General features: G+C 52.0%; 15 protein-coding genes. 1 reads left to right on the forward strand and 14 read right to left on the reverse strand.

Features of this window, described 5'->3' with window-relative positions:
* Positions 1-6: 6 nt before the first annotated feature.
* Entirely contained in the window at positions 7-2,223 is a 2,217-nt protein-coding gene (locus tag NE619_RS02010; RefSeq protein WP_256130679.1) for an ATP-dependent helicase, read from the reverse strand.
* A 12-nt stretch (positions 2,224-2,235) separates the two neighbouring features.
* A complete protein-coding gene (locus NE619_RS02015; RefSeq protein WP_256130680.1) occupies positions 2,236-2,952 on the reverse strand; it encodes a site-2 protease family protein in 717 nt (238 codons plus the stop codon).
* 161 nt (positions 2,953-3,113) lie between these two features.
* On the opposite strand from NE619_RS02015, the gene NE619_RS02020 reads away from it, so the two are divergent.
* Positions 3,114-3,551 carry a LysM peptidoglycan-binding domain-containing protein gene (locus NE619_RS02020; RefSeq protein ID WP_256130681.1) on the forward strand — a complete coding sequence of 146 codons (438 nt, stop codon included), beginning with the start codon at positions 3,114-3,116 and terminating at the stop codon, positions 3,549-3,551.
* An 85-nt stretch (positions 3,552-3,636) separates the two neighbouring features.
* Here NE619_RS02020 and cls read toward each other — a convergent pair whose 3' ends face one another.
* The 12 genes from cls to NE619_RS02075 all read right to left on the reverse strand — a co-directional run bounded on the left by cls (position 3,637) and on the right by NE619_RS02075 (position 17,474).
* Positions 3,637-5,112 (reverse strand): cardiolipin synthase, encoded by a 1,476-nt coding sequence (gene cls, locus NE619_RS02025; protein ID WP_256130682.1) that lies wholly within the window; start codon positions 5,110-5,112, stop codon positions 3,637-3,639.
* 29 nt (positions 5,113-5,141) lie between these two features.
* Positions 5,142-5,915 carry an ABC transporter ATP-binding protein gene (locus NE619_RS02030; RefSeq protein WP_256130683.1) on the reverse strand — a complete coding sequence of 258 codons (774 nt, stop codon included), beginning with the start codon at positions 5,913-5,915 and terminating at the stop codon, positions 5,142-5,144.
* On the reverse strand, positions 5,908-6,810 hold the full coding sequence (locus tag NE619_RS02035) for an ABC transporter permease (RefSeq protein ID WP_305146543.1): 903 nt from the start codon (positions 6,808-6,810) through the stop codon (positions 5,908-5,910). The genes NE619_RS02030 and NE619_RS02035 overlap by 8 nt, the downstream gene beginning before the upstream one ends.
* Before the next feature lie 3 nt (positions 6,811-6,813).
* Complete coding sequence (locus tag NE619_RS02040; protein ID WP_256130684.1) at positions 6,814-7,803, reverse strand: ABC transporter substrate-binding protein; 990 nt, start codon at positions 7,801-7,803, stop codon at positions 6,814-6,816.
* 500 nt (positions 7,804-8,303) lie between these two features.
* A complete protein-coding gene (locus NE619_RS02045; protein WP_256130685.1) occupies positions 8,304-10,817 on the reverse strand; it encodes an ABC transporter permease in 2,514 nt (837 codons plus the stop codon).
* Between the two features lies 1 nt (position 10,818).
* Entirely contained in the window at positions 10,819-11,520 is a 702-nt protein-coding gene (locus NE619_RS02050) for an ABC transporter ATP-binding protein (protein WP_256130686.1), read from the reverse strand.
* A 94-nt stretch (positions 11,521-11,614) separates the two neighbouring features.
* A complete protein-coding gene (locus NE619_RS02055) occupies positions 11,615-12,547 on the reverse strand; it encodes a sensor histidine kinase (RefSeq protein WP_256130687.1) in 933 nt (310 codons plus the stop codon).
* Positions 12,548-13,228, reverse strand: coding sequence for a response regulator transcription factor (locus tag NE619_RS02060; RefSeq protein ID WP_256130688.1), 681 nt, complete (start codon positions 13,226-13,228; stop codon positions 12,548-12,550).
* A gap of 101 nt (positions 13,229-13,329) precedes the next feature.
* On the reverse strand, positions 13,330-14,547 hold the full coding sequence (locus NE619_RS02065) for a Na+/H+ antiporter NhaA (RefSeq protein WP_256130689.1): 1,218 nt from the start codon (positions 14,545-14,547) through the stop codon (positions 13,330-13,332).
* A 331-nt stretch (positions 14,548-14,878) separates the two neighbouring features.
* A complete protein-coding gene (locus NE619_RS18985) occupies positions 14,879-15,313 on the reverse strand; it encodes a hypothetical protein (RefSeq protein ID WP_330640634.1) in 435 nt (144 codons plus the stop codon).
* 78 nt (positions 15,314-15,391) lie between these two features.
* Positions 15,392-15,724: a BRO family protein gene (locus NE619_RS18990; RefSeq protein ID WP_330640636.1), complete on the reverse strand. Its 333-nt coding sequence runs from the start codon at positions 15,722-15,724 to the stop codon at positions 15,392-15,394.
* A gap of 214 nt (positions 15,725-15,938) precedes the next feature.
* A complete protein-coding gene (locus NE619_RS02075; RefSeq protein WP_256130690.1) occupies positions 15,939-17,474 on the reverse strand; it encodes an amidase family protein in 1,536 nt (511 codons plus the stop codon).
* Between the last annotated feature and the right edge of the window lie 88 nt (positions 17,475-17,562).

A 17,562-nucleotide genomic window follows, 5' to 3' on the forward strand; every position in this document is an offset into this window, starting at 1 on the left:
TCCTGCTTACCTTTCATTTTTTGGTATGTATCTGGTGAGAGGCGCAATGCCTGCCGCCAGCTTTTTTACCGATCCGTCCCGGAAGGAAACTTCGATGATCTTATCACTGGCTTTGAGCACAGTGCCCCGCCCGAACTTGGGATGGGTCACATCGTCCCCCTCCTGAAAGGTCTCTGCCGCCGCAGTTCTCTCTTTCACCTGCTGCTTGACGTATTTCAGCTGATCGAAGGGATTGAAAGGAGTTTCTCTGCTGTATCCGTCGAGAGAAAGAGAATTCCTGGCCTCTTTTTTCTTTTCAAAAATAGCATCCCCATCAATGAGCCGTTTATCCATATCCCGCAAAAACTGCGATTCTCTGGTGAGATCCGTTCTGCCGTACAGGGTCCTCATATTGGCGCTGGTAAGGCAGAGCCGTTCTCTGGCCCGGGTCATGCCCACGTAACAGAGCCGACGCTCCTCCTCCAGGCCGTCCTCCTTTTCAAAGGCCCGCCATCCAGGGAAGAGGCCGTCCTCCATACCCGGCAGGAACACAAAGGGAAATTCCAGACCTTTGGCGCTGTGCATGGTCATCAGCACGACGGCGTTTTCGCTCTCGTCATGGTTGTCCACCTCCGCCAGAAGGGCGATCCGCTCCATGAACTCGGGCAGGGTCAGCTGCTCGTCATCCTTTTCGTAATCGTAAATGACGGACTTGAATTCCATCAGGTTTTCGATTCTGCTCTCCGCCTCCAGATTGTTCTGATCCTCCAAAGCCTTTAAATATCCGGTTTTGACCAGCAGCCCATCGTAAATATCCGAAACCCGCAGGGTAGACTGCTCTTTGCTGTACTGCTGAATGACTTCCACCATCCCGCGAATTCCCGCGGCGGCCTTGGCAGAAAGTCCGCTCACCACCTCATCATCGGTAAGCACGTCAAAAAGGCTCTCCTTCCGAACTCGGGCCAGAGCCTGGAGCTTTTCCACAGTCTTGGTTCCGATTCCCCTCTTGGGCTCGTTGATAACCCTGAGAAGCGCCAGATCATCGTCCGAATTCTGCACCAGACGCATATAGCTGACAATATCCTTTACTTCCTTGCGGTCGTAATACCGCAGTCCCCCCAGCACCCGGTAAGGGATCTCCCGCCGGGAAAGGGCCTCTTCAAAGGTACGGGACTGGGCATTGGTCCGGTAGAGAATGGCAAAGTCGCTGTAAAGCCGGTCGCCGGTTTTAAGGCGGTCGATCTCCTGGGCGATGTAACGGGCTTCGTCCCGCTCGTCATCGGCCCGATAATAGGCGATCTTATTGCCGTCCTCTTTCGCGGTCCACAGCTTCTTGTCCTTTCTGCCCCGGTTCTTCTCAATGACAGAATGGGCCGCGGCCAGAATATTGCCGGTGGACCTGTAGTTTTGTTCCAGCTTCACCACCTTGGTGTCGGCAAAGTCCTTTTCGAATTCCAGAATATTGCGGATATCGGCTCCGCGCCACTGATAGATGCACTGGTCGTCATCGCCTACCACGCAGAGATTGTTATGCTTTTCCGCCAGCATTTTCACGAAAGTATACTGGATGAAGTTGGTATCCTGGTATTCGTCTACCATTATATAGCGAAAACGATTCTGATACTCCAAAAGAGCCAGCTCATCCTGCTTGAACACCCGCACCGCATTGAGCAGCAGATCGTCAAAATCCATGGCATTGTTCCTTTTCAGCAGAGCTTCATAAGAGCGGTACACCTGATAAACGATCTTCGTCCTGGGGTCCTCGCCGTATGTCTCAAGATACTGCTTCGGATCCAGCGCCTTTTCCTTGCAGTCGCTGATGATTTTCAGGAAAAAAGCCGGCGTGTACCGCTTATCGGTCAGGTTCATCTCTTTGACGATGCTCTTCATGGCAGCCTTCTGATCCGTAGGGTCGTAAACCGCGAAATCCTTTTTATACCCCAAAAGCCCGGCATGTTTTCTGAGCACGCGAAGACAGGCCGAATGGAAGGTAAGAATCCACATGTTGACTCCGCCTCCGATGAGGCTTTCCACCCGGTCCCGCATTTCCTGGGCCGCTTTATTGGTAAAGGTAACCGCCAATATGTTGTACGGGCTGACGCCCTTTTCTTCGATCAGGTAGGCGATCCGATGGGTCATGGTGCTTGTCTTGCCGCTTCCCGCGCCCGCTAAAATCAGGAGAGGCCCCTCTGTACACAGAGCCGCCTCTCTTTGCTGCGGATTGAGATTGTCTAAATAATCCATTTCTTCCTCCGCTTAAAATATAATATAGTTCCAGATCAGATTCATGAAAAAGTTCACGCCCGGCGTCAGAATCATACCGGTGATATTGAACAGAATCAAGAACATCAGTATAAAGAATCCGTTGTTATAGATGGTGTAGTAAAGCTGCGTATGCTTGATGTTGAAGAGCTCCGTAACGATGGAAAAACCGTCCAGCGGAGGTACCGGGATCAAGTTGAAAATCATCAGCACCAGATTGATCTGTACCACATAAAGCAGAATCTCCCAGATAGCCTCTCCGAGACCTCCCAGGAGGAAGCCCTGGCCCGCGATCATAACGATCAGCTTCATGATAAAGCCGAAGACAACGGCCATAATCAAGTTCATCACCACGCCCGCTAGAGAAACGAGCAGCTCGTCGCGTCTGCGTTTTTTAAAGTTGTTGGGGTTAATCTCAACGGGGACGCCCCAGCCAAAGCCGGCGAACAGCAGAGCCACCAGACCGATGGGATCGATATGTGCCGCAGGATTGACCGTCACCCTCCCCTGATACTTCGGTGTGGGGTCCCCCAGCTTGTATGCTACCCACCCGTGAGCGAACTCATGGAAAGAAATTCCCACTACGACCCCCGGTATAATCAATATGGTGTGCATCAGCCACTCCATGGGGCTGGAATAAGCGCGCAGCGACGTAAACAGCATCAGCGCCAGAAATATCAAAAAAACAGGGTCAATTATTCTTCTTCTCAAATCCTTCATCCTTTCTTTTTACCTTTTAGCCGGTCCCATCCGGCAAACTTTTGTTCCTGTACATAAAGTATTATATATTCTATCACAATTCAGGCCGTTTTTAAATATGATAAATGAGAAAGAAATCGGCCGTAACCGGCCAGGGAGGAGAGACAGTTTTTATGGCTAATAAATATGTCTGCGTGGATGTTTATACCGTCCAGGCAGGAGATACGCTTTATTCCATCGCTCAGCGCTGCAATGTGGATGTCGGCCTTTTGATGCGGGCCAACCGAGTACACAACCCTTACAATCTCAGGATCGGGACCAAGCTCTGCATTCCGGGACCCGCACAGGAGGAATCGGTTCCCCGACCGCTTCCGGAAATCAATCCCGGGGAAAACCCGGAACCGGGACCGCAACCGCCAGAGTCGCCGGAGCCGCAGCCGGACACTCCGCCGGAACAGTGCTGCCGGGAGACGCACACGGTAAAAGCCGGAGACACCCTGTACATGATCGCAAAGATGCACAAGGTAACGCTGGACGCGCTGATGAACGCCAACCCGAAGATCGACCCCTACAACTTGCAGATCGGAACGGAAATCTGTATTCCGCTCTAAAAAAAAATTTGCGCAGGCAAAATCCCGGCCCGCTAAGGGCTGCGGAATTTGCCCGCACAAAAGGTCTGCCGCCGGAAAGCCGCCGTCACAGAAGATCGGACAGCAGCCGCGCCACGCTCTCCTTGAAGCGAATCCAAAGGGAACGGTTATCATACAGCTCCAAAGTCAGCTCGTGACATTCCTCCATATCCTTCTCGAAAATGGCTTCCAGCCTGCGGGCCTCTTCACCGTCGTAGATAAAGGCATTGGCCTCAAAGTTAAGGGTAAAGCTGCGCCGGTCAAAGTTGGCCGAGCCCACGCTTGCCACTTCGCTGTCCACCACAATGGTCTTGGCGTGAAGAAAACCCTTGTCATAAATAAACGCCCTGCCGCCGGAATGGATCAGCTCACCCACATAGGCATACGTCGCCCAGTACACGAATATATGATCCGGTACACAGGGGATCATGATCCGCACATCCACACCGCTCTGGGCCGCCATCTTCAGCGCTTCCAAAATGCTGGCATCGGGTACGAAGTAGGGAGTCTGCAGATAAATATTCTTTTGCGCGGAAGAAATCATCTTCAGGTAAGCCCGCTTTACTTTCACCCGATCGGAATCCGGGCCGCTGGAAACGATCTGCACGCCGGTGTTTCCCACCTCAATCACATCGCTGTAATAAGCCTGTGAAACTGCCAGCTTCTCCTTTGCCGCAAATCTCCAGTCCAGCAAAAACCGGGCATTGATATCCTGAACGCAGCTGCCCATCACCCGCAGATGGGTATCCCGCCAGTAGCCGAATTTCTTTTTCATGCCCAGATATTCGCGGGCAATGTTGAATCCCCCTATATAACCCACTTCGCCGTCTATGACCGCCAGCTTTCTATGGTTGCGGTAATTGAAGCGGATGTTGACGATCTTAAATTTAGGCGGAAAGAAATAGGCCCGTTTGCCCCCGGCTTCAATAAAGTCTTTAAGTACACGGTCATTGATCTGCCGGCTGCCCATGGCGTCCATCAGGAGGCGCACCTCAACGCCCTCCCTGGCCTTTTTCGTCAGAGCTTCGATAAAACGACGGCCCACCGCATCGTTCTTAATGATAAAATACATGATATTAATGGAAGTGGTGGCGTTTTCAATATCCCGCAAAAGTGTGCGGAACTTATGACGGCCCCCGGTCATGATGGTGATGCGGTTGTTCTGGGTATAGTAAGCCTCGCCGTACAGCTGATTGAGGTGGATCATATCCTTCCACAGCTCAGCCTCCGGGTTGGCAAAATGATAGGAGCCTTCTTTGATTTCCCGCATTTGCTGGTGCAGGCTGCCGTCTATGGCCTCTTCCTCCGCCCGGGTCAGGCGGAAGATCTTTTTTCTGGCAATGTTCTGAGAGAACAAAAAATAAAAAATTATTCCTGCTATGGGCAGCAGGAATAATATCATGATCCATGCCAGGGTTGCAGACGGGTTTTTACGCTCAAGGAATATGATAGTGAGCGCTATAATCAGATTCACTACAAACAGTACGCTTGTAAATTGTGCGAAATGCGGCAGCTCCTGCCATATCCCAAACCAGTCAAACATTGTAAACTCCCTTTTCCCCCAGTATATACCTACAGAAGCATTCTGTCATTATCGATTTCAAATTTCTCAATAAGTTTTTCCACGGTCATCGCATCCCGTTCCGCCCCGGTGATATCCATGACTACCTGTCCGTCGCGCATGAGAATCGTCCGGTTTCCATGTTCCAGGGCAGCCTTCATATTATGGGTAATCATCAGGGTACACATGCCGTCTTCCCCCGCGAACAGGTCGGTCAGCTCGAGAACCTTTTTCGCCGCCGAAGGGTCCAGCGCCGCTGTGTGCTCGTCCAAGAGCAGCAGCTTTGGCCGGGCGATCACTGCCATGAAGAGGGTCAGCGCCTGACGCTGTCCCCCTGACAGCAGCCGGGCCTTTTCCTTCATTCTGTCCTCCAGGCCCATGTCCAGAAGCCTCAGCTTTTCTCTGAACAGCTCTCTGTCCTTCTTGCTGATCCCCGGCTGAAAGCCCCTGCTGCGGATCTTATTATAGGCAATGGAAAGATTTTCTTCAATGGTCATGTCAAAGGCAGTCCCCTTCAGCGGGTCCTGGAATACGCGGCCGATTTTTTTCGCCCGTCTGTGCTCCGGCAGGCGGGTAATATCCTGTCCGTCCAGAAGAATCTTCCCGCCGTCGGCGCCGTGAACGCCCGCGATACAATTCATCAAAGTGGACTTTCCTGCTCCGTTGCTTCCTATAATCGTAACAAAGTCACCTTTTTTCAAAGAGAGGTTCACCTTGTTCAAAGCCAGCTTTTCATTGACCGTACCCGGGCTGAATATCTTTGTCAGATTGGTGATTTCAAGCATTTTTCGCCCCCCTCTTCTTCTTTCTGGCGGAGAAGCTTTCCCCCAGCACGCCCATGGACAACGCGATGACTACGATAACCGCGGAAACCAGCTTCATATCCGTGGCCTGCATACCCAAGTTCAGGGCAACGGCCAGTATCAGCCGGTAAACAATAGCCCCCAGAGCCACGGCAATCAACCTTCTCAGCAAATTGCTGGTACCGAAGATCACTTCGCCGATGATGACCGAAGCCAGTCCGATCACCACCATGCCGACACCCATACCGATATCGCAGTATCCCTGGTACTGCGCCAGCAGACCGCCGGCCAGTCCCACGAATCCGTTGGAAACGGAAAGCCCCAAAAGCTTCATATTGTCGCTGCTGATTCCGGCAGCCCGAACCATTTCTTCATTATCCCCGGTCGCCCGCAGGGCAAAGCCCATCCGTGTTTTAAGGAAGAAGAAGAATATGGCGATGACTACCACCAGCACGATGGCCCCCACCAGCAGCTTGGCCCACTGGGAAGGGAAGAGTTCTTCCGCTTTCGTATAGAGGGTCTCGCTTTTCATCAGCGGCAGGTTGGCCTTGTTTCCCATGATGCGCAGATTAATCGAGTAGACGCCCAGCATAACCAGAATTCCGGCCAAAAGCGCCTGTATTTTCAGTTTTGTATTCAGCAGGGCAGTAACTGCGCCTGCGCAGGCTCCGCCGATGAAGGCCGCCACAAGGGCCAGGACCGGATGGACGCCCAGGGTGCAAAGCATGGCCGAAGCCGCTGCCCCTGTGACGATGCTCCCGTCCACTGTAAGGTCAGGCGTATTGAGTGTTCGGAATGACAGGAAAACACCTAATGCCAGTATAGCATATATCATTCCCAATTCTACGGAGCCTATGAGTGCACCGACTGTTATCATTTCCTATTCTCCCAAATTCTTCGCGCTGTCCAGGATGTCCTGCGGAATTTTTGCTCCGATGGCATCGGCTGTCGCTTGATTGATATAAGCCTGCATGTCGTCCATGACTTTGACCGGCATTGTGCTGGTATCTCCGCCCTTCAGGACTTCCGCGGCCATCTTGGCGGTTTCTGCTCCCAGGACCTCGTAGTTGATGCCATAGGTTGCCAGTCCGCCGTCTTTTACCATGGAGTCGGCGCCCACATAGAACGGAATCTTAGCGTCGTTGAACACGGTGGTTGCCACGGACATGGCAGAAGCTACCGTATTATCAATCGGGGAGAATACGGCGTCGCATTTTCCCGCCATGCTCTGAGCAGCCTGCTGAATCTCGTTGGAGTTGGTCACTGCCGCTTCCTTTACCGTCAGACCGTTTTTCTTGGCAAACTCTTTCAGGTCGTTTACCACGGATACGGAGTTGACTTCACTGGAATTGTACATTGCGCCGATGGTCTTTATTTCCGGCGTGATCTGCTGCGCCAGACCCATGATTTTATCCACTGCGATCAGGTCGGAGGTTCCGGTGATGTTTCCACCCGGCTTTTCAAAGCTTTCCACCAGCTGTGCCGCCACCGGATCGGTTACTGCGGAGAATATGATGGGAATGTCCTTGGTTTCTCCATAAGCCGCCTGGGCTGCCGGCGTGGAGATGGCGATAATCAGATCGCATTTATCGGACACGAAGCCCTGGCAGATCGTCTTCAGGTTGGCCTGCTCATTCTGGGCGTTCTGATAATCAATGGTTACATTATCCCCTTCCTTATAGCCTTCTTCCTCCAGCTGCTTGATGATGCTTTCACGAATCGTATCCAGCGACGGATGTTCCACCAGCTGGACAAGTCCGATCTTGACCGTTTCCTTGTCCGATCCGCTGTCTCCTGATCCGCAGCCTGCCAAAAGGCCCGCCAGCACCATTACCAGTGCCATTAAAATCGCTAAACTTCTCTTTTTCATTTTTTCTCTCTCCTTATCCATGTTTTTTGGATGTTCTCTGCCAGAGATTTTCCACAAAAAAACACTTGTCCTCGTTACAAGGACAAGTGCTTGACCTGCGGTACCACCTTGTTTGACGCATGTGCGTCCTCTCTAGCGAGTGCCATCACACTCTCTGCCCGTTACGCCGGCATCGCGTCTCGGCTACTCGGTTTTCGGCTGTGCGTTCGGAACATGCATTTGCTTTCCGCCGCGGCCTTCCGCCTTTCACTTCGCCCTCAGAGGCCCATTCTGCCAAAACTGTCGTCTGTCCGGCTCACACCGCCCCGGACTCGCTGGAAGACCGTCCCTCAGCTTTACTCCCTCGTCTTCGGTTTCGTCATTCATATGCGACTATCTTACCACCTGATTCCGGCGGTGTCAATATTCTTCCTGCATTTTGACGCTGACGCCCGGAAGGCCGGGTGCCAATCAGACGCAAACCGGGCACTAACCGGGCAAAAATGAAACCATATACACACTTATTTACTGCGCCTGAGCCGTTCCACGACGCTGCCCTTGTTCCACATGCGGTCCACCAGAGCGGATATCACTGCGGCGGCCAGCAGGTATACCGGCGCCAGCGCGCATGCGGGCAGCAGGGTCATATGGTACAATGTGAACCACCATCCTGCGGTCAGGCCCTTTACAATCGTCACCGAGGCTGCCGCGCTGAGGACAATTCCCGCAAGGGCTGCCGCCACAGCATAGAACAGTCCTTCCAGAACGAAGAGCCTGCGCAGCTGTTTTCGGGTCATGCCCACGCTCTGCATCACTGCGAATTCTCTCTGGCGGGCAATGGCTCCGGTCAGAATCACGTTGAGCAGATTGAGCAGCCCTATTATTCCGAAGATCGCCGCGATCACCGTACCGCTGATGCTGTAGGTCTGTCTCGTTTCCTCGAACGCTGCGTCCACGCTGGTTCGCGTCTGCACGCGGATATTGGCTCCCGGCTGATCCTGGTATTTCTCAATGGCTTTATTGAGTTCAGCAAAGCCTCCCTTTTCGGCATCAAAGATGTGGCGTATGGGCCGATCCTCCTGGGGATACAGGGATTGGAACTGTTCCTTTGGCAGCAGCAGACATCCAAAATCGCCGATGCTGCTTTCATAAAGCAATGCATAGTTGACAGCTACACATGCCATAACCTCGTAGGTTTTTTCTTTTCCGTGGAAATCGGCAGTAATCCGATCTCCGGGATGAAGGGAAAAGGTGTCTGCGTCGACCTTCTGCCCGGTATCGTCCAGGGGACCCACCTCCAGCACATAATTTCCGGAAGCAAACTTTTTCATATCCAGTTTTCCCTCGGAAACTTTACAGCGTTTCAGGGCGTTTTCATCGAACCCGTAGACCTGTTTTCCTCCCAGATCGTTTTCGTCCTCATAGGGCTTTCCGTTCCTGGTTTTGATTACTGCGGGGTCTGCGGAAATGTCATTGATATCGTGATGGTAATAGACGCTTGATAGGTCTTTGACCTGCGGCTGATCCTTGATAAACTGCGAAAAATTTTCCGGGATCATGTAGTTGGGTGAATCGGTTTGGCCGGAATCGGAGCTTTTTACAAGGAAATCCGCGGCAACCCGTCCCTTGGCATAGGTTTCTTTATCAAAACAGTCGGTCAGATTGAGGATACTGTTGAAGATTACAATGCTGAGGGCGATGGACAGAACCACCAGCAGAGTCTTTCCTTTATTTCCCGTCAGATTGGCCGACGCCATACGCACGATACGCATTTTCGATTCTTTTCCCCGCTTGACCGCCTTCTTGCTGTTTTCCTGTCCGTTGTACCGCAGGGCTTCAATGGGCGAAATCCTTGCTGCCGTGCGTCCCGGTTTCTTGCAGCTGATCCACACGGTCAGCAGGGCGAAAATACCCGATGCCAGCATAACCCAAAGATTGGGCGCTACAAAGTACGCGGTTCTCCCATCCAGCGACTTCATAATCAGGGGCAGCAGCGCGTTTCCCAGCAGCCAGCCCAGAATGAGCCCTGCCGGTATTCCGATGACAGACAGCCGCAGGCCCTGCCGTTTTACGATATAGGCCAGCTGTTTCGGTGAAGTTCCGATGGTTTTCAGCTGCCCGTAGAGACGGATGTCCTTTAGCACGGAAATCTGAAAAATGTTGTAAATAATCAGGTAACCGGCAACCAGGATCAGGATTGCCGCACCGATAACGGCTGCGATCATTTCCGGCGCCAGGGAAGCACTCTGCTCATAAGCCGGGTTTACGTTTGCCCGCAGAAAGCCTTTTTCTCCCACATCCGCGCCGGGATCGTAGCCTGCGCTCTTTACAATGCTGTCCAGCTGCTCGCTGATGTTCTCATCGGATTTGAGGGTTCCCATGAGAATCAGACAGCCGGCCGCTGTTTCTCCGTCCTCTGGTTTTGCTTCGCCGGAAAGGGCGCGGTCCGCAAATGCCTCAGATACCGCGATATTGGAAGACGTTTCGTCTTTTTCCCCTTCCCAGAAGCCGCTGACGGTTACTTTTTTCGTCTCTTGCCTGCCGTTTACTTCATAGGACAGATCAAAGGAGGCTCCCGCCCGATGGGGAAGGTCCAGAAGATCCAGCACTGTGGTATCCACTGCCACCTCGTTTTCCTTCTCAGGACGCTGTCCTTCTTTCAGTTCCATAAAATTCAGATCGCACAGCGTTTCGTCCAGCCAGGCGACATTGACTGCGAGCCGTTCCAGTCTGGGGTCGGTACTGGTGCCTACAAAACGCATTGTGCCTATTTCCTCAAAAGCCGGGTCGCGCTTGATCTGCTCCGCCTTCTTTTCCGGCATATATTTGAGAGAAACCATTGCCTTTGTTCCCGACTGGCGGATAGCCTGCTCTTTGATACAGTACATGCTGCCCTGCAGAATCGTCGCCACGGAAGTAAAGAGCATAGCGGTGAGGATAATCGCCACGACAGCAATGATGTTCCTGGATCTGCTGGCTTTTAGACAGCTTTGGGAAAGGGTTTTGATAAATTTCTTGTTGTTATTCCGCAGCATGTTATCTACCTCCCCCGCTGGTTTCGGTCTGAGATTCCCGGACGATCCTGCCGTCCTCGATGCGGATCATGCGGTCTGCCATCAGCGCAATTTCGGGGTTATGGGTAATCATAACCAGTGTCTGATGAAACTGTTTGCAGGTGACTTTCATCAGCCGCAGTACGTCCTGACTGGTCTTGGAATCCAGATTGCCGGTGGGCTCATCGGCAAGGATAATCGCCGGCTTGCTGGCCAGCGCCCGGGCTATGGCCACCCTTTGCTGCTGGCCGCCGGAAAGATTGCTGGAAAGGTTGGAAAGCTTTTCTTCCAAATGGAGGAAGTGAATAATCCGGTCAATATATTCCCGGTCCACCTTATTGCCGTCCAGCTCAATGGGGAGGATGATATTCTGATAAACGTTCAGCACCGGAACCAGGTTGTAGTCCTGAAAGATAAAACCGATGTTGCGGCGGCGGAATACGGTCAGCTGCTCATCGTTCATCCGCTCGATCTCTTTGCCGCGGATAACGACGCTCCCGGAGGTGGGATTGTCCAGGCCTCCCAGCATATTTAAAAGGGTGGATTTTCCGGAACCGGAAGTTCCGATGATGGAAACAAATTCTCCCTGGCGGATGTTCAGACTTACTCCATCCAGAGCCTTCGTCAGGTTTGGTTCTTTTCCGTAGTATTTTTTCAGGTCTTTTGCCTGCAAGATATAGCTCATCTTCGTACCTCTCTTTTCGTTGATGGCTTTAGTATAAAAAAAGATTATCACAAACGCTTCTCAACATTGTTACAGCTTTGTGATAATCTGCTCGTCATGCCACCGTCTCCGCTTCACCGGGCAGGTGTACGGAAAAAACGGAGCCTTCGCCCACGCGTGAAGAAGCATCGACGAAGCCTTTCTGATTCTCAACAATTTTTTGGGTTAAAAACAGCCCGATGCCCACCCCTTCCGTTTCGTGGACATCAGCCTCCCGGTAAAAGCGTTGGAACACTTGGTTCAAATGGTCGGGAGGGATTCCCTTTCCGGTATCACTTACGGAGATTTTAACAAAGAAATCCGTCCTGGAAACGTCGATGCGAACGCGGCCGCCCTCCGGCGTATATTTTACTGCGTTGTCCAAAAGGTTGAACACTGCTTCCAGCGTCCATTTATAGTCGCACACGGCCCGGATGTCCTCACCGCAATCCGCAGCGATACGGATCCCCTTGCTCTCCGCTTTCAGCGCGATATCACATACGGCCTGCTGGATCAGGGGGTAGATCCGTTCCGTTTTCGGAGATACTTCTATGATCCCCGTTTCCAGACGCGACAGCTTAATCAGGCTCTGCATCAGGGAATCCAGCTTTTCCACCTGACTGTCCGCGGCCTGCAGGAATTCCTTTTGCTTTTCTTCCGACAGCTCCCGGTTCATCATGATCTGATGGTACATCCGCACATTGGCCATGGGCGTCTTAATCTGGTGGGAGATATCGGAAACGATCTCCTGAATTTCCTTTTTTTCCTCTTGACTCTGCCTGCTCCGCTCTCTCAGGATTTCGTAGAGCTGCCGCAGCTTTAGCTGGATTTTTGCCGTCAGCGTCTCATTTTCCTCGTCAAAAACGATTTCCTCTTTGCCGCTGATCATTTCTTCCAGGCTTTTTATCACCTGTGAGGTATATGTGACCAGCTGTCTGCGCATCCAGAAGATGGCCGCGATATCCGCGATCAAAAGAAGAATGGCTGCTGCCAGTAAGAATTTCTCCATTTACAGGCCGCCTCCCTTCCACTGATATCCCATGCCGTACATGGTCTTGATGTACAGATGATCCGGGTCCTCGATCTTTCGCCGAAGCCGGTTGATGTTTACCGCCACCACATGCTCATCGACGAAATTCCCTTCACTGTCCCATATCTTTTCCAGAAGGATCTGTTTTGTCAAGACTCTGCCCTTATTGGCAATCAAAAGGTTGAGTATTTTAAATTCGGTAGGTGTCAGGGACAAAGTCCTGCCATCCTTTTTCAGAACCATCTGTCCGAAATCGATCATCAGATACCCGTCATTATAACGGGCGTCTCTGTCTTTGGCAGCGTTTTTCCGCAGGGCCACCTGTATCCGCTTGTGGAGGACCGCCATGTTAAAGGGTTTGGTGATGTAATCATCGGCGCCGCATTCAAAACCTTTCAGCTCGTCCTCGTCCATATCGCGGGCAGTGAGGAAAATGATCGGGATATCGGTTTCCGCTTTCACGCCTCTGCAAAAATCATAGCCCTCCCCGTCGGGAAGGTTCACGTCCAACAGGATCAGATCCACCTGCTTTGCCTCCAGTATCTCCATTCCCTCCGCCAGACAGCCGGCCGGATACACTTTATAGTTCTCCGCTTCCAGATCATAAGTAAGCCCCATATTCAGCGCTTTGTCATCTTCAATTAATAGTATTTTTTCCATAGGTCCGTGTCGTCCTTTATCTGTTAAAAAGCTCTCTTTCCTGCCAGTGATGATTATAACAAAAAAGAGGGGGATTGTCTCCCCCTGGATCAGGCTTGCTTTTATGTATTGGGATTGGGCACGCTTCCCTTGCAGGGTCCCCGCAGAACCGGTTCTGCCGCCCATCTGCCGATTTTGAAGATCCGGGCCGCGATGGTGGCCGGCACAGCAGTCAAGAGGCTTAAAAGAGCGCCCATCTTCGCGGCGTCTGTCAGTCTGGAATCTGTAAAGGCGTTTTCAGATACGAACAGAGCTACAGTCAGTCCAATGCCGCTTATGAACCCCACTGCCGCCACATCTTTAAAATTCATCCCCTCTGGAAGGGATGCCTTGAATTTCACCGCCAGCCAGCTAAACAGCAGAACTCCGCCGCTCTTGCCGATAAGGAAGGCCAAAAAGATAATCAGGCTGAGGGAGGAAAGGCTGCCCAGCTCTACTCCCGCATTGGTGAAGCCGAAGAAAAAGAGACCGTAGTCCACCGCCGCCCCAATCCGGTGTTCAAAGGTATGCAGGGCGGATTTTCCATAGGTATGGTCCGGGCCGTGTTCATCGTTCTGCGGTATGCTCTTTCCTGTTCTCGGCAGGAAGGGGATGATGAATACCAGAGCCAGCGCCGGGTGAACGCCCGCATGATACATGCCCATCCAGCTCACACTGCCGCATAGGAGGATATACGGTTCAAAATACCGAACACGGAGCTTTCGCAGGCCCCATGCCAGAATCATGGCGGCCAGGACCAGAAGCAGCCAAACCGGCTGCACGGTGCTCCCGGGCTCGGGATAGAAGACCGCGATGATTGCCAGGCCCACCGCATCGTCAGCCACTGCTAAGAGCAGCAGGAAGTTGACTGCCGGGTGAAGGGTGCCGAAGATCAGTCTGGCCACCAGCCAGGCCAGGGCAATATCCGTTGCCGTGCAGATTCCCCAGCCGTTGGTATAGCTGCTGTCCCCGGCTACCCAGTTGATTATCAGAAAAACGGCCGCCGGAAAAATCACTCCGCCCGCCGTGGCCATCAGAGGCGCGACCGCCTTTTTCAGCGGGTTGAGAGAACCGCCCTTGGAAAGACTGTTGACAATCTCTACTCCCGCGATGGCAAAGAAAAACACCATGAAGATATCATTTACCAGCCAGTGGAGACTGATGGTCTCTCCAAAAAACGGCGCATGAATCACATGGTGATACATATTCGGAAACAAATTGGCGCCAGCCATGGCGCACACTACCCCCAGAATCAGGGGAATTGAAAATTCTCTGCATATTCTGTTCAGGTTTTTCAGCATTGTTTAAATTATTACCTCCCTTGGATGTGCTTTCGCACATTAAAGTATCGACTTGTAGTATACATTATACAGGGAGGCGGCTCGTCTTGTCAATAATTGATTATTCAGAATTTATTGTACATTTTAAAAAAAGACATAGGGGGCGTGTATCTTCCATGGCGGTTTTTAGCTTTTTCAGCATTTCCTCTTTGTTCCATTCAGGCGATAGGACCTTTTGGGAAGCGGAACGGTATACGAGCGGCTCTGCGGCGCTCTAAAAGATGACATCAATCCTTTTTTTCGCCGGCGTTTCCGGCCTGCTCCGTGTTCTCCGGCAATGCCGCCGAGTCCTCTACAATATCGGTGATAAGCTGCCGGAAGTCTGCCGCGTTCTTCGCTGTGATGACCGGCCACCTGTTTCCGCTTCAAGGGCTTGCCGGGCAACTCCAGCGACCCTGCCGCCGCGCCGTGCGACCTTTTGGCTGTCAGAAAAACCCTCCGGCTGCTCCTCTTTGGATATACCCGTTGTGGATGCTTCCGCAAGCATCGTCAGCACAAGCTCCAAGTCACTCATATTGTCCCGCAAATTTTCCTTTTTCAAGCCTTTCAGACGCTTGTATTGCCCGGTACTCATGCCAGCCCACGCACGGGTGATCTCGTCGGTGAGGATGGCATATTCCTTGCCTTTCTCCACGCCGCGTTTCTGCCATTCGTCGGTCAGCTCGTTTCGGATGCGGATTGCTAAAAGCCGCTGATGTACCCATTCTTCCGTATACCCTTTTTTCAAATAGGTTTCAAGGGCGCGGTCTATGGCCTGTTCGGGATCAATCGTTTCCTCGATGCGCTCCCTGCCGACCCTTGCTAACTAAACCTTGAACGGCTCCGCTTTGGGCGACGGGATAGACTGAACGATGCGCAAAAGCTGTTCAGTGTCGGCAACATCCGTCAAACGCTTTTTGCCGTCCGTCGCGGTCATTTTCAACTGCTGACAATTTGTCAGCAGTTGATCCGCGCCTTCTTCTTTTAGCCGCTGTTTTAGCTTTGCCCAATAATTGCTTGCCCCTCGCTGCGTGGGCTGATCTGTCAAGACGGCAATGACATCAACGACGGAAAAATACCATTCTTCTTTGTCCGCATCCCATGCCGTACGGATTTTCTTATCTTCAAAAAGCTGGATGTTGTCTTTCAGCTCTCCCATGCTATGTACCTCTCTTTCAACTGTGCGGTTTTTGCTTGAACTTCGTTCCCGTCAAGTCCTCAAATGCCCTATCCTCGCAGTCACAGCCAATTAACTGTCCACCGCAGACCGGGCATTGCATTCAGATAATAATAGTTCTCTCTTATTCCACTATACATAGATCCTGTCACACATAATTATAATACAGGTAATCATATTTTGACACCCCTTGCATCTAAGGCTGTTCTCTGCCCCCGGTGTTCGCTTCAAAGCTGTATCCGAGATTCAGCAGCTTTTCATCCTCGCCGTGCCGCGTTACAAAGGTAGCTCCCTGAGGCACCCCTTTCCCGTCCTTCCCAAAGGGTACGGTCAGCTCCGGATATCCCGCAGCTGCCGGAGCAGATGAGCCGGAACTGCCCAGAAATACCAACCCGTCCAGTCGATTTTCATCAAAGAGTGCGGCAAGAACGGAGTCGGCGTTCTTAATAGCTGTCTCAATGGGTTTTAAATCCGCTTCCTTTCTTTCATTGGCTTCTTCCAGAAGGTCCTGCCCGTATTTGCACCTTCTGTCCGGGTCTTCCTTATTGAACGCAATCAGATCATCCAGCTTTTTAATTGGCAGGTTGTAGGTTTGGGCAAAGTCTTCAAAATCTTTTTTGAACGAAAACTTGATGTTGGTGAAAACGTCTATATCCTTTTCATCTATGGCAACCTCTGTCACACGGGCGCCCATATCCTCCACGGAGGCTTTCAGCTTTTTCAGCATTTCCTCGTCGCTGTATTCATATTTTACCAGGCCGATATGCTTGCCCTTCATTTCCTCTTTGTTCCATTCAGGCGATACGTCCTTTTGGGAAGCGGAACTGTATACGAGCGCGGCGTCCTGAACGGTTCTGGCGATCGGCCCCGGCGTATCGATCTCTTTGATGAGGGGCAGGATGCCTTCCGCGGAAATATGTCCTCTGGTAGGCTTGAACCCTACGACGGAATTGGCGGATGAAGGGGCCACAATGGAACCGTCGGTCTCCGTACCGATGGAAACAGGAACCAGATTGGCCGTTACCGCAACCGCGCTGCCGCTGCTGGAACCCGACGGGGAAATTTTCAGAGGGTCAAAGGGGTTGACGGTCTGCCCCTTTCTTCCGCTGTATCCTGCGGGCATTACGCTGGACATGTAGTTGGCGAATTCACTGAGATTGTTTTTCCCCAGAATGATCGCGCCCTGGCTTTTAAGTTTTTTTACCAGCTCCGCGTCCTCTTTCGCTGTAAAATCAGCCAGAGCCGCGGCACCGGCGCTGGCAGGCATGTCGGCCGTGTTGATATTATCTTTTAGCATCACCGGAATACCAAGCAGCGGCAGGTCCCCGCTGTTTTCACCGGAGCCGGCCTGCTCATCCTGCCGCTTTGCCTCCTCCATGGCATGAGGATTTATGGATATGACGGAATTATATCCATGATGGGACTGATCCAGCGTTTTGATTCTGTACAGGCAGATAGCCGTTATCTCCTGGCGGCTGAGTTCTCCTGCTTTTACCGCCTTCTGAATATCGGAAATGCTTTTCTCTACCACATAATGTTCTTTGTTCTTTATGAGGCTCTCCATATCCAGACCGCTCAGCTGCCGGTCTATCTCCGCGGTCACTTCCTTGCTGTCGTAGGATATCCATTCCTCTCCCGGAGGCGCCGCCATCCTGTAATACGCAAAGGCTCCTCCGCCAGCCAGCAAGACAGCAATAACAAGTCCAATAATCAGTTTTCTTTTCCCGCTCATCCGCTTTCCTCCTATATGTGTTGTTTCTATATAGATTATACCTTTTTTCCTTCCCTTAATACACCCCCTGGACAATCATAAAAATTGC

The organism is Anaerovorax odorimutans (assembly GCF_024459955.1).
In the GTDB taxonomy this organism is placed as follows: domain Bacteria; phylum Bacillota; class Clostridia; order Peptostreptococcales; family Anaerovoracaceae; genus Hominibacterium; species Hominibacterium odorimutans_A.

Coding starts and splice junctions, on each gene's coding strand:
- NE619_RS02010 (WP_256130679.1), bottom strand. CDS start 2,223: ATGGATTATTTAGACAATCTCAATCCGCAGCAAAGAGAGGCGGCTCTG.
- NE619_RS02020 (WP_256130681.1), top strand. CDS start 3,114: ATGGCTAATAAATATGTCTGCGTGGATGTTTATACCGTCCAGGCAGGA.
- cls (WP_256130682.1), bottom strand. CDS start 5,112: ATGTTTGACTGGTTTGGGATATGGCAGGAGCTGCCGCATTTCGCACAA.
- NE619_RS02030 (WP_256130683.1), bottom strand. CDS start 5,915: ATGCTTGAAATCACCAATCTGACAAAGATATTCAGCCCGGGTACGGTC.
- NE619_RS02035 (WP_305146543.1), bottom strand. CDS start 6,810: ATGATAACAGTCGGTGCACTCATAGGCTCCGTAGAATTGGGAATGATA.
- NE619_RS02040 (WP_256130684.1), bottom strand. CDS start 7,803: ATGAAAAAGAGAAGTTTAGCGATTTTAATGGCACTGGTAATGGTGCTG.
- NE619_RS02045 (WP_256130685.1), bottom strand. CDS start 10,817: ATGCTGCGGAATAACAACAAGAAATTTATCAAAACCCTTTCCCAAAGC.
- NE619_RS02050 (WP_256130686.1), bottom strand. CDS start 11,520: ATGAGCTATATCTTGCAGGCAAAAGACCTGAAAAAATACTACGGAAAA.
- NE619_RS02055 (WP_256130687.1), bottom strand. CDS start 12,547: ATGGAGAAATTCTTACTGGCAGCAGCCATTCTTCTTTTGATCGCGGAT.
- NE619_RS02060 (WP_256130688.1), bottom strand. CDS start 13,228: ATGGAAAAAATACTATTAATTGAAGATGACAAAGCGCTGAATATGGGG.
- NE619_RS02065 (WP_256130689.1), bottom strand. CDS start 14,547: ATGCTGAAAAACCTGAACAGAATATGCAGAGAATTTTCAATTCCCCTG.
- NE619_RS18990 (WP_330640636.1), bottom strand. CDS start 15,724: ATGGGAGAGCTGAAAGACAACATCCAGCTTTTTGAAGATAAGAAAATC.
- NE619_RS02075 (WP_256130690.1), bottom strand. CDS start 17,474: ATGAGCGGGAAAAGAAAACTGATTATTGGACTTGTTATTGCTGTCTTG.